General features: G+C 64.0%; 6 protein-coding genes. 3 read left to right on the top strand and 3 right to left on the bottom strand.

The window, feature by feature from the left end; translation table 11 throughout:
• Positions 1–5 precede the first annotated feature (5 nt).
• The 3 genes from WJ16_RS20900 to WJ16_RS20890 all read left to right on the top strand — a co-directional run bounded on the left by WJ16_RS20900 (position 6) and on the right by WJ16_RS20890 (position 4558).
• Entirely contained in the window at positions 6–2711 is a 2706-nt protein-coding gene (locus WJ16_RS20900; protein WP_069259009.1) for a fimbria/pilus outer membrane usher protein, read from the top strand.
• 41 nt (positions 2712–2752) lie between these two features.
• Positions 2753–3787, top strand: a complete 1035-nt coding sequence (locus WJ16_RS34315) for a fimbrial protein (protein WP_167375391.1) — start codon at positions 2753–2755, stop codon at positions 3785–3787.
• Between the two features lie 228 nt (positions 3788–4015).
• Positions 4016–4558, top strand: coding sequence for a fimbrial protein (locus tag WJ16_RS20890; protein WP_069259007.1), 543 nt, complete (start codon positions 4016–4018; stop codon positions 4556–4558).
• A 450-nt stretch (positions 4559–5008) separates the two neighbouring features.
• Here the strand turns inward: WJ16_RS20890 and WJ16_RS20880 are convergent, their stop codons facing one another.
• From WJ16_RS20880 to WJ16_RS20870, 3 genes are all read right to left on the bottom strand, one after another.
• A complete protein-coding gene (locus WJ16_RS20880; protein WP_069259005.1) occupies positions 5009–8083 on the bottom strand; it encodes an ATP-binding protein in 3075 nt (1024 codons plus the stop codon).
• A 181-nt stretch (positions 8084–8264) separates the two neighbouring features.
• Entirely contained in the window at positions 8265–8936 is a 672-nt protein-coding gene (locus WJ16_RS20875; protein WP_069259004.1) for a response regulator, read from the bottom strand.
• Between the two features lie 617 nt (positions 8937–9553).
• The gene (locus WJ16_RS20870; protein ID WP_069261062.1) at positions 9554–12658 is read right to left on the bottom strand and encodes an ATP-binding protein; all 3105 of its coding nucleotides are present in this window, start codon (positions 12656–12658) and stop codon (positions 9554–9556) included.
• Positions 12659–13150 lie beyond the last annotated feature (492 nt).

Here is a 13150-nt window from a genome sequence, read left to right as displayed (position 1 = left end):
AATTCATGCGAACAGATCATCAAAATCGAACACTGGAGGCACCGGCGCGTTTCGCGCTCAAGCCGAGCTATCTGCTCGTCATGGCAACGCTCGGCAGTTGGACTGTCGGCGCGCTGGCCGCACCGGCAGATCGTTTCGATGTAGCGCAGGTTCAGTTCAACGACACGCTGATGATGAAGCCGCGCGGGCAGCGACTCGATCTCGGCCGCTTCGCGAAAGGCAATCCGGTCCCGGCGGGCGACTATCTGGTCGATCTCTACGTCAACAACACATGGAGCCGCCGCTCGACGGTACGCTTCAGCGCGGAAGCGGGAGCGGACGACGCACGGCCGTGTTTCGATCGCACGCTCGTGACCCGGCTCGGCCTCGACGACCAGGCACTGACCGACACCGCGCGCGCCGAGTTGGCACAGGTTCGGGCCGGCGCGTGCACGGACGTCGACAAGCTGGTCGCCGACGCCACGTACGAATTCGACATGTCGGAACTCCGCCTCAACGTGAGCATTCCGCAGGCGGCGCTGCTGCGCAATCCGCGCGGCTACGTGAGTCCGGAACTGTGGGACGACGGCGTACCGAGCGCGACGCTCAAGTACAACACGAACGTGTACCGCAACGCGTCGTCGGGTTATGCAAGCACGCAGGCGTACGCGGGGCTGAATGCCGGCGTCAACATCGGAAACTGGCACTTCCGGCACAACGGCACCTATACCGCGCAATCGCAGGGCGACAGCCGCTATCAAAGCCTCAATACCTACGTGCAGCGCGACCTGCCGGCCTGGCGCAGCCAGCTGAAGATCGGCGAGACGTACACCGACGGCACGCTGTTCAACAGCGTGGGCATGCGCGGCGTCACGCTCGAAACGGACGACCGGATGCTGCCCGATTCGATGCGCGGCTATGCACCGGTGATTCGCGGCGTCGCAACGAGCAACGCACACGTCCAGGTCACGCAGAACGGTGCCGTGCTGTACGAAACGAACGTCGCGCCGGGTCCGTTCGAAATCAACGATCTGTACGCGACGGGCTACGGCGGCAACCTGCTCGTCACCGTCACAGAGGCCGACGGCAAAAAGCGCAGCTTCACGGTGCCGTACTCGGCTGTCGTGCAATCGCTGCGTCCCGGCATCTCGCGTTTCGGCGTCGCGCTCGGCCAGTTGCGCGAGCCGCAACTCGAGCGTCATCCGAGTTTTGCACAGGCCACGTATCAGCGCGGCATCAGCAACCTGCTGACGGGTTACGTCGGCGCGATCGTCGCGGAAAACTATCTGGCCGGGCTGGTCGGCGCGGCATTCAACACGCCGGCCGGCGCGCTCGCCATCGACGTCACGCACGCCAGCGCGCGTATCCCGGGCGTGTCGGCGACGAGCGGCCAGAGTGTGCGCTTGAGCTACAGCAAATCCGTCGAGGCAACCGGCACGAACATCGCGGTCGCCGCGTATCGCTACTCGTCGCGCGGCTACTGGGAACTGCGCGACGCGACGTACGCCCGCGAGCGGGCCGCGGCCGGCGCGGATCCGAACATCGCATACCGGCAACGCAACCAGGTTCAGTTGACGCTGAACCAGACGCTCGGCGAAGGTCGCGGCAGCCTGTTCGCAGTGGGCTCGACAGCCAGCTACTGGAACCGCCAGGGCACGACGACGCAATTCCAGCTCGGCTACAACAACAACCTGCGGATCGGCGGCGTCAACCTGAGCTACAACCTGTCCGTTTCGAGGCAGCGCGACGGCTATACGGGCCGCCTGAACAACCAGGTGTACGCCAACGTGACGGTTCCGCTCGGCAGGCGGTCGTACGCGCCGACACTGACCACGAGCGTCACGCACGACAGCAACGGTGCAACCGGGCAGATGGCGCTGACCGGTACCGTCGGAACGGCCAATGCATTCTCGTATGGCGTGAACGTCAACGCCGGCGGGGGCGCGACGTCCGGTGGCGGCAATGCGCAGTATCGCAGCCCGTACGCGACGCTCTCCGCTAGCGCGAGCGGCGGCAGCGGTTACTCGAGTGTGTCCGCCGGCGTGTCGGGCGCGATCGTCGGCCATGCGGGCGGCATCACGCTCGCCAACGACCTCGGCGAAACGGCCGCGATCATCGAGGCGAAGGACGCCGTCGGCGCGCGCATCACGAATGGCACGGACGTACGGATCGACGGGCGCGGCTATGCGGTGCTCCCGTATCTGACGCCGTACAAGATGAACACCATCGAGCTCGATCCGAAAGGCATTCCGAGCGACGTCGAAATGCTGACGACCAGTCAGCAGATCGCGCCGCGAGCGAACTCGATGGTCAAGCTCAAGTTCGAGACGGTGACCGGTCGAGCCGTGCTGCTGACGATGCGTCAGCCGGACGGCGAACCGGTGCCGTTCGGGAGCACGGTGGTCGATGCAGAAGGCAAGACCATCGGATTTTCCGGACAGGGCGGCATGTTGTTCGCCCGCGGCCTGGGCGAAACCGGTGTGCTGACGGCGAAATGGGGCAATCGCGCAACCGAAGTCTGCTCGCTCAGCTACCGCTTGCCGACCAAACACGACAAGGCCGAAGTGTACGCGCGGGTCAACGCGATATGCGCGCGCACCGTGCCGGGGAATACGCTCCCGCAAGCCGCCGTCGCAACGGAGGCGCGCGGGCATTTCACCGATTCAGATCAAACCGGCGACGCGACGGTCCGCTCGAGCGATGACTCGCAACTGAGCGCCGCCTTTCACTGAGTCGAATTCAATCGAAATCACGATAAATGGAACATGAAAACATGAGATTCAAATATCTTTTTATTTCCATTATTTTCTTTGCAAGCTGGTTTAATTCGAACCCCAGCCTGGCGCAAACCAATCTTTGCCGTTTCGGCAACGGAAACTCGAGCGATTACCAACGCATCTTCACCTTCGGCAATGTATACGTCTCCTATGACACACCGAACGGTGCCGTCTTGGCAACAACGACGGTGGAACCAATGGATTATGTCTGCGGAGCCAACACAACCCCGCCCGGAGGCTATCAAACCTATTTCGTTGATCGCGGATCCCCATCCAACATCCCTGGCGTGGTTTACATTCCGTACTCTGCAACTTCGCGCTCGCTAGGATTGCGCTTTACCAATCTTGATACTGGAGAGGTCATGATGGTGTATGGCGGTGCCCAACAGGATTGGGCCCCCGCGAATCCGACTACCAAGCCGATTGATGGGCAATTTCGCGTCAAAGTCGAATTAATCAAGCTCAGTGACGAAATATATAACGCATCGCTCCCAACAACCTTTCCCGCCGGCATTTGGAGCGTAGGTATAGTAAGCCGGGGAGCCCCCCATTCCGGAGTCAGGTATCAGTTCTACTGGTTCAACAAAACCGGAAAACTGATCATCATGCCGAATACTTGCACGGTCACCACGCCGTCGGTCAATGTGCCATTACAGCCCATCGCGGCAAGCAAACTCAATGCTGTTGGCATGACAGCGGGGGATAAGGAATTCAATATCGGTTTGAACTGCAAATCTGGGTCGAAAGTTTACGTGACGCTGACCGATTTGACCGATCAGAGCAATACCGGCAATCAATTGACCCTCACGCCCGATTCGTCGGCGAAAGGCGTGAAGCTTCGCATCCTGAGAAACGGACAACCCGTCGGTTACGGTCCGGATTCCATCGCGCCTGGCAATACCAACCAATGGTTGGTCGGGCCGTCCGCGACAACGACCAGCATTCCGCTGTCCGCGCAATACATCGCGACCGGCCAGGTGTCTGGCGGAACGGTCAAGGGTGTCGCGACGTTCACGATGAGCTACCAGTAAGTGATTCGGTAGCGTACCGGTCGTCAGGCAATCGCGAACGGCCGGTGCACTACGGCGGTCATCGCTCGATCGATGGCTGAAGCAGGCTTCTGTTTCGCAATCCTTCAGGATTGCATCGGAAGATCATTGACGGACGAAGTCGGGTGTCGCCCGTACGGCCGGTCACGGCATACGGACGGCTCGACGGCGGAGTCCGTTTTTAAATCTCCTAGTACTAGAGGAATTGATATGAAACTCGCATTCTCCAGCATCGCCGCTCTCACCATCGCTGCCGCGGCAGCACTGCCGGCCGTGTCGCACGCCGCGGACGGCACGATCACGATCAACGGCAAGATCGGCACGCAGACCTGCACGATCGATGGTAACGGCACCGGCGGCAAGGACTTCACCGTCGCGCTGCCGAAGGTGTCGACGTCGTCGCTCGCTTCGGGTGGGTCGACGGCCGGCCGCACGCCGTTCAAGATCGGCCTGAAGAACTGCTCGCCGGCGACGGGCAATGTTTACACGCACTTCGAGCCGGGTACCACGGTCAACTCGACGACCGGTCAACTGATCAACGCATCGGGAACGGCGAAAAACGTCGAAGTCGGCCTGCTTAACGGCGACACGACCAACATCGGGGTCGGCAAGGCCGACGAAAACTCGAAGATCGTCCCGCTGGCGAACGGCGCGGCGGAACTCCCGTACTACGCGCAGTACGTCGCGACGGGCGGCGCCGCAGGTCAGGGCACGGTGAACACGTCGGTCATGTACTCGATCATGTATCAGTAATCGATGCCCCGGCGCGCCCCTCGCGCGCCGGGGTATTACCGATGCGCGGGCTCGCCGCAGTCCGCGTACTCGGAGTACACCCCGCCGGAACGAGGCGGCGATTGCCCGTTATCCTGGCGAAAACGATGCGTGTTTCCAATGTGCCAGTGGTCGATCAGAAAGACAATCCTTCACGCAGAACCCCGCCACGCACCTCGGCATTTCTCGCGGCTATCGCGGGGATTCAGCCTTGCTTGAACAGGTAGGAACGCGTTTGCGTTTGCGTTTGCGTTTGCGTTTGCGTTTGCGTTTGCGTTTGCGTTTGCGTCTGCGTTTGCGTTTGCGTTTGCGTTTGCGTTTGCGTCTGCGTTTGCGTTTGCGTTTGCGTCTGCGCGGCGAGCGTCGTGCTGCTCAAACAGCGATGCCGGATACGACGGCCGCGAGCCCCGATCCGACGATCAATACGCCGGATTATTTTTCCGCCCCATCCGAACCCGTCCCGTCACCCGTCGACAGCCGTCCGAGTGCCAGCCGAACAGCATCCTCGACCGAATGCCAGATGCGCTTCAACGCTGCCGGGCCGCCGTCCCGCATCGCGTGTTCGGCGTGCGCGCACGCGTCACGCGCATCGGCATCGCCCGCCAGCGCAAAACCACCGCGCATCGAATGCAGTTCGATGCGCAACGTATCCACGTCGCCGCTCGCGAGCGCGTCACCGATCGCCGCGAGCGAATGCAGCGTGGCCTCATGCAGCCGATGCCGTACCTCATCGGTCATCGCGGGCGCGACAGGTATTCGCTCGGCCGCCGCTGCGGGCGACGTCGCATCGCGTCCCGCATGCCGCCGCAACGCAGCGTCGAGTGTCTCGATCGACAGCGGCTTGAGCACGACTTCCACCGCGCCGGCCTGTTCGCAGCGCCGGCGGTCCTCGTCGGTCGCGTGCGCAGTCATCGCGATCACGGGCACCCGCGCACCCTGCTCGCGCAGGAAGTTCGCGAGCGCGAAGCCGTCGAGTTCAGGCATGCCGAGATCGGTCAGCACGACGTCGTACGGTCGCTCGAAGAAGGCGCGCATCGCCTCGATGCCGTTGGAGACGATCGTCGCGTCGTAGCCCAACGCGTCGAGCTGGTCTCGCAGCAACGCCCGGCTTGCCGGATGATCCTCGGCGACGAGCACTTGCAGCGGTTCTTCATCGTCGGACTCCGCGCCTGCTTCGGCGTCCATCTCCGTGTCGTATCCGCGCGCGGCATCCACGAACGTCCCGGGTTCCGGCGCATCGTCTCGCCAGCCGGACGGCGCTTCGGGCAACGGCAATGCAGCCACGAAAACCGTGCCTTCGCCAAGACGGCTGTCGACCTTCAACGCGCCGCCCATCAGCGTCACGATGCGCCGACACAGCGGCAGCCCGAGCCCCGTGCCGCCGAAGCGCCGGTAGATCGACGCATCGGTCTGGACATAGACGTCGAACAGCGTCGGCAGGCTGTCTTCGGGAATGCCGATGCCCGTATCGCTGACCGCGATTTCGACGCCACGGCCGGCCGGGCTCGCCTTTGCAAGCCGCACGTCAATCGTCACGCCGCCGCGCTTCGTAAACTTGATCGCATTGCTGACCAGGTTCGACACCAGTTGCCGCAGCCGGGTCGAGTCGCCCACGTAACCGTCGGCAAGATCCGGTGCAATACGGCACGTCAGCGCCAGGTTCTTCGCATCCGCGAGCGGGCGGAAGATCGCCGCCACGTCGTTCACGACTCGACGCAGGTCGAACGGGATGCTTTCCAGCGCCATCTGGTTCGACTCGGCCTTCGACAAGTCGAGCACGTCGTTGATCACGCGCAGCAGCGCATCGGACGACGACATGATCGTCCCCAGCCGGCGCCGCAGCGGCGGCGCCATCTGCGCGCGCTCCATCAGTTCCAGGTTGCCGATGATCGCGTTGAGCGGCGTGCGGATCTCGTGGCTCATCGTCGCGAGGAACGTCGACTTCGCCTTGTTCGCGAACTCGGCGGCCTCGCGCGCCTCGCGCAGCTTCTCCTCCGCCTGCTTGCGGGCCGTGATGTCGAGCAGCGTGCACAGCAGCACGTCGATCCCGCGATACCGGGTGCGCACGATGTGCGCGTCGAGATAAACGGTGCCGTGCCCCGCGCGCTCGACGGCCAGCTCCCGTGTCACGCGCGTACGCGCATGGCCGGCGAGCGCGCCGTCCCGGTACGCGCGCCACAAGCGCTTGCCGAGCGGCTCGCCCGACACGTCCTGCTCGTAAGCAACCAGCGCGTCGTTGCGCATGATCGTTTCGCCGTCGGCGAACGACAGCAACACAAGCCCGGCCGGCGCCGTACGGATCAGCGTCCGGTTGAGCGCCTCGCTTTCGATCAGGCGAATCGCCCGCCGATTCGCCGGACGCAGTGCGCGCCGATCGAACATCACGATTGCGATCCACAGCAGCGCGATCGCGAAGAGCGCGGGCGCGACGGTCAGGCTCGCGCGCAACGCTACGTCATTCAAAACGGCGCGCCACGAGATGGTCGCCATCACCACGTCGTCCGATCGCGGTACCCTGTCGCTGACGACGAAGTTCATGCCGACGCGATGTGCGGCCGCCCGCTCGCCATCGTCGTGGCGCACATGTTCGAGCGCGCGCGCCACTATCGTGCTGTCGGGTTGTCGGCCGAGCAGGAGATGTCCGCCGGAATCGACGAGCGCATATTCCGTGCCGGCGCCCGGCGAGCGCAGTATCCCCTCGATCAGCGGCGGGCTGTTGATGACGAACCAGACGACCGGCCTGCCGTTCGCCCCAAGTACCCATTGCACCATCCGCAGCACGGAGCGTCCGAGCACCGGATCGAATCGCCGCTCGAGCGCAATCGTGTTTTGACGAGCGACGGGCGCCATCGATACGGATGTATCGTTCGTCATAGGTCGCAATTGCTCGACGAGGGCCCTCGCATCGAAACCGCCTGGCAGTGCAAGCGCTCGCTTCACCAACGGACGCCCTGCCGCAACGATGAAATCGCCGTTCGGATCGATCAGATAGGAAGTACCGCCCGGATCGGCCGGTTGTGGCGGCGGCAGGACGCCCGTCAACTCGACCGGCTCGAGATAGCGCGCGAGGTAAGCCAAGTGACTGTTCGCTGATGTGACCGGCGGGATGTCGGCGAACGCGGCGATCGCAATTCGCCCCTTGCGCCCGATGAACGTCTGCTTGCCGTGCCTGCCGGCGAGTACCCCGGGCAGGCTTCGCGGATTTTCAACGACGCTGGCCCATTGCAGTTCCATGTCCTCGACGTAGCGATTCCGGAGCGCCCTCATGATCTCCACCTCGGCAACGAGTTCGGCCCTGCGCCGCGTGAACTCGACCCGGAAGCGCTCGAGGGACTCCTGCACGTCGAGCAACAATACGAGCGCCGCGCACACCAGAATGAACACCGAGATCGCCGCGCCGCTGGCATATAGCAGGAACTGCTGCTGCCGCCGGACGCGACCTGGCTCGAATGGCTTGCGACCGGCCACGGCGGGGTACGAAACAAGTCTCTTGAGCTTTGCGGGCATGTCGTATCGATCTCGTTGCTCGTGGCCGGGCATGCCGCGTCATTCGCCGATGCCGGCGCATCGCCTCCCTGTCAAACAGGGCAGTCACGTGGCGTGGCGTGCCGCCACCCACACGTAGGGCCTCACTTCGACGGCGTCCGCGCTGAAGCCGATCCAGAGCGGCAACCGGCTCGCGCGCGCGTCACGTCGACGGCGACGCATCGCCGTCAGGCGCGCCGGAGAGATTCTGCTCGTCGTTATAGCGGATCAGATCCGCATCGCGGACGATCCCGAGTTTCTTCATTGCGCTCGACTTCTGCGAACTGATGGTTTGCTTGCTGCGATGGAGCTGCGCGGCGATCTCCCCCACCGTGTAGCCTGCGCCGAACAAGCGGACGACCTCGATCTCGCGCGTGGTCAGCGCGCGAGTGGCGGGCTCGGATTCGATGTCCTGCAGGAGTTGCTTGATATACGGCGACATGTAGTTCGCACCGACGTACGCGGCATGCACGGCGCCGATCAGGTGCGAGATCGCATCGGACTTGCTGAGGATGCAACTCACGCCCTGCTTGTGGATCGCGCGCAGCACGCTCGGATTGTCGATCATCGTGATCGTCACGATATGCAGCGCGGGATAGCGGCGCTGCAGGAACGACAGCAGCACGAGCCCGTCGCCGTACTTGCCGCCCGGCATCACGTAGTCGAGCACGAGCACGTCGCTCTGCTGCGCGTCGAGCGCCGCGACCAGGTCCGTCGAATTCGAAACGGTGCCCACGAGCTTGATCGTGCTGTTGCCCTGCAATGCCTGCGAGATACCGAGCGCGGACGCCGGATGATCGTCGGCTACCATCACGCGTACAAAGAATTCGTCCATGTTCCTGTTTCCCCGAGGCTTTCAGTCACGCATCCGGTCCCCGCCGCGACGGGAGCATGCTCGCGCCATCGTGTCGATGGCTAGCCATATTCGGCGCACCGGACAAATAATGCCTCAATTTTAAGATAAATCCCGGCTTACCCTTCGATCAACGCGTGGCCGCACGGCGGACTATGTGCCGGCGCTCGCCGTGCACACGACGTGTCCGCACGGCCGCACCGTGCAGATTGTCCGAAGATCACGACGGCTCGGAGCCGTTACGGGATGACGGCCGCGCTCTCACGCAGCTCGGCTGGGCCGCTGCACGGCGCGCTATCGGTGGCTCGAATCGCCTGGTAGGTCATGCGTATTGTCATCCACCCTGTTTTTCCACTCGATCAGGGTACGGCGCCGCTGAACCGGCGACATGAGAAGAAACTCGTTCATCATCGTCAGGAATTCCCGACGAGACTTCTCAGAAAGTGCGGCGAAATCGAGCAACAGTGCGAATATCTTCCCTACATGACGCACGATGTTCCCCTCCAGTATTGATTTGAAATCTGCCGCGCAACGTGAACGTGCGTCGGCACCCTGCCTTTGTTATGTTGGATACGCGTTGAAGCGTACGATGCTGTCGGTTACTTGTCATGCAAAGCTGTTTCATGATTGGTTGATCTCGATGTGCACATGGCCGCGCACGGCTCCTTCGCCGAAGTCGCGTTACGGCGCTGCCACGCATGCGCAAGCGCGCCGCGCAGGTGGCCGAGCGTCACGGGTTTCGTCAATACGCGTCGGACACCGGCTGTCGTGCAGCGGTGCATGCCCTCGGGCGTCAAATGCGACGTCACGACCAGCACGTCGCACGCGGGATCGACGCCACGTGCCGCTTCCGCCAGTTGCTGCGCGCGCATGTCGGGCAGGTCGTCGCCGATCAGCAGCACGTCCCAGTCGTCGCTGGCCAGCGATTCGAGTGCCGCGCGCCCCGATCCGACCTCGGTTGCCGCGCAGCCGAGCGCGTACAGTTGCTCGCTTAAAATCGAGTCGTTGATGGTTTCGTCGTCTGCGACGAGCACGCGCAATGTGCGACTCCCGTGCGCGGCCGCGTCGCGCGATGCGGCGACCGTTGCCAAATCGCGAGCATGCGAATCGTCACGCCGCGGGTCGTCGCCCGATACGGCATCGATCCCGCTTTCATCGTCCATCTGGCCGCCGAGCGCCAGCGCGGCGCGCAAGCCGCCGAGCGAATAACTCGATATGCGTACCGTGTCGCCCGCGCGATACGGTTCGAGCGGGCCATCGGGTGTCGCGAGTATCAGCGGCGCGCAATCGCTCAGGCTGTTCAGATCCGCTCGCGACCACGTGTCGGAATCGCCGAACAGCACGACCGCGCCGCGTCGTGCCATGCCGGCCGGCAGACTCGACGGGCTGTCGTACACGCTGACGTCGAATCCCCATGCCTGTAGATGCGGCAACGCAAAATCGCGCCACCCGGGATGCGCGGCGATCAGCGCCAGCGCGTAGGCGTGCGCCGCGCGCGGCCGGTCGAGCGCGACGACGTCCATGCCGAGCGGCAGAAGCACGCTGAACCGGCTGCCGACGCCCAGCTTGCTCTCCACGGCGATGCGGCCGCCCATCGCCGTGACGAGCCGGTCGCACAGCGCAAGCCCGAGCCCCGTGCCGCCGTAACGTCGGGTGATCGATGTATCGACCTGCGAAAATGCATTGAACAGCTTGCGTCGATGTTCAGCGGCGATGCCGATGCCGGTGTCCTCAACCTCGACCGACAATTCCGGTGCGTCGTGCCTGTCGGCAACGACCGCGACGCGCACGGTCACGCGGCCGACGTCGGTAAACTTGAGCGCGTTGCCCAGCAGGTTGCGGAGCACTTGCGCGAACCGGGTTGGATCGCCGCGCATCTGTTGCGTACTGCTCGCATGGATCTCGCAGAACAGCTGCACCCCCTTCGCCTTCGCGATCGTCGCGAACGCGTTCAGCTCGCGCTCGAGCACCGCGGTCACGTCGAACGCGATCGATTCGACCGACATCGCGCCGGCCTCGATCTTCGAGAAATCGAGAATGTCGCTGACGAGCGCGAGCAGGCTCGTCGCCGACGTGCGCAGCGTGTGAACGCGGCCATGCTGGATCGCGTCGAGCGCCGAGCGCTCGAGCAGTTCGAGGTTGCCGAGAATCACGTTCAGCGGCGTACGGATCTCATGGCTCATCGCCGCGAGGAACGACGATTTCGCGGCATTGGCCGAATCGGCCGCGCGCACGGCCTCTTCCAGCTGCTGCACGAGCTGCCGCTTGGCGGTCACGTCGGCAACCGCGACGATCAGCACGTCCGTGCCCTGATAGCGTGCGCCGCACGCAATGAATTCGAGGTGCAGCGGCGCAGCTCGCACGTCGCCCAGCAGCAGGCCGCCGTGCTGCTCGCCACCTGCATCGCCGCGCGCCTGCCAGGCGTCGACCACCTGGCTCGACAGCGCGTGATAGTCGCCGCCGATCCGCCCGATCATGTCCGTCAGCGCAGGGCTCACGAGCATGCAGCGCCCGTCGTCGCGCGCGATCAGGCCGAGCCCGATCGGCGCCATCTCGATCACGCTGCGGCACAGCGCTTCGCTGTCGAACACGCGTTGCGAGTGCGCGTAGAGCGGCACGAACTCTCGCCGATGAAAGCGCAGCAGCAACCCCCACATGACGACGAGCGCGAGCAGCGTCGCGGCGCCGAGCGTACCGGCCGAGCGCGCGACGCCGGCCGCGATGTCGGTCCACGACAGCGCATACGCAAGCGTCCAGCCCGTCGATTCGAGCTTGCCGTGAAACAGCAGGAAGCCGTCGCGGAACACAGGCGCCCCCAACGCCGACGCACCGCCCCGCGACGGGTTCAGCTTCAACAGGCTTTCCACGCGACCGGTTTCGCGCGCCGCGGGATCCATCGTGACGAGCCGGCCGTCGGCCGTCGTGATGTAGAACATGCCTTCGGGACGATAGTCGGCGAGCCAGGACAGCAGGTAATCGGGCGGATATTCGGTGACGAGCACCGCGAACGGCTTGCCGTTGTCGCGCGCCTCGGCCGCGAGCCGGATGCGCGGCTGCCCCGACACGGGATCGGTGAACGGCGCCAGCCAGCGCACGTGCGGGCGCGAGTCGGTGATGCCCGGATACGGGCGTTCGAAATCGACGCGCAGCGCGTCCAGCACGCGTGCGCGGCTTTCGGGTGAAACCAGCGCCGGATCGTCGCGGTTTCGATGGGGTACCAGCGCGAACAAACCGGTGCGCGTGCTGTAGTGGTAGCCCTCGAGCGTGCGCCCGCGATTGATCGAACTGGCCGCGCAGATGCGTGCCAACAGCATCGACAGCGACAGATAGCGCGCGACTTCGGCCCGATCGCCTGTTTGCGCGGGTACGCCGATGACGAGCGACGGATGCGGACGGGTCGCGACGCGCTGGTCGTCGAGGAAGAATGTGTCGACGACCGCCGCCGGCGCGGCGCTGGCCTCCTGCCAGATCAGTTGCGCGTTCGCGACGCCGTTGCGGAACGAGGTTTCGCTCACCTGGATTTCGTTCAGCGTCTGCTCCAGGCCGTTCAGGTAGTTGCGCCGCTCCCCTTCGACATATCCCGAGATGATCGACGCCATCCCGAGACCGCAAGCGATCAGGACAAGGATGGTGACGACGATGCCGCCGCCGAACACCGAAATGCTCTGGTAACGACGAAGGGATTGAAGCGGGCTCTGCGACATGGCGCGCGGCGGCGATCGCGAACGCGACCGGAACGACATCGTTCCGACATCCGTGACCGCCTCGGAAAACACCTGGAAAGAAGGGGGATTCCGATCATGCCAAAGGCCTGCGGGGGTGTCCGCATCGTACGAACCATTTCGTACACGTCACATCGAACGGCCTCACAATTTCGGACTTGAACGAACTTCGCCGTAGGAAATATGAGTCGTTTGTTTCGCATTGCGTTGACAGCGCGTTCGGCGGGTTAGCCGCTCAGGCAACACGATGAGTTGGCGTTTTTTAGGGATAGCCCGGTCGCGTGGCTACCTTGATGCGTAACGACGGCGCCGAATACCGACTGTCCCCCGATTTTCCGGCCGTACCCGGCTCGCCACCAAAAAGAAAGGGGGCTTCGCGGATCGACGTGAAGAACCCTTGCAAAGCATCGTTGCGACGAAGGCCGACCAGACGATGGCGCGCGTGCCGCCACCGCCGGCCGACCCGCACGGCAC

Source organism: Burkholderia metallica (genome assembly GCF_001718555.1).
Classification (GTDB): Bacteria; Pseudomonadota; Gammaproteobacteria; order Burkholderiales; family Burkholderiaceae; genus Burkholderia; species Burkholderia metallica.
This window is presented reverse-complemented; position numbering and strand designations above follow the sequence as displayed.

Bases quoted from the DNA above. Each gene is read 5' to 3' on its own strand.
- WJ16_RS20900 (WP_069259009.1), top strand. From the start codon at position 6: ATGCGAACAGATCATCAAAATCGAACACTGGAGGCACCGGCGCGTTTC.
- WJ16_RS34315 (WP_167375391.1), top strand. From the start codon at position 2,753: ATGAGATTCAAATATCTTTTTATTTCCATTATTTTCTTTGCAAGCTGG.
- WJ16_RS20890 (WP_069259007.1), top strand. From the start codon at position 4,016: ATGAAACTCGCATTCTCCAGCATCGCCGCTCTCACCATCGCTGCCGCG.
- WJ16_RS20880 (WP_069259005.1), bottom strand. From the start codon at position 8,083: ATGCCCGCAAAGCTCAAGAGACTTGTTTCGTACCCCGCCGTGGCCGGT.
- WJ16_RS20875 (WP_069259004.1), bottom strand. From the start codon at position 8,936: ATGGACGAATTCTTTGTACGCGTGATGGTAGCCGACGATCATCCGGCG.
- WJ16_RS20870 (WP_069261062.1), bottom strand. From the start codon at position 12,658: ATGTCGCAGAGCCCGCTTCAATCCCTTCGTCGTTACCAGAGCATTTCG.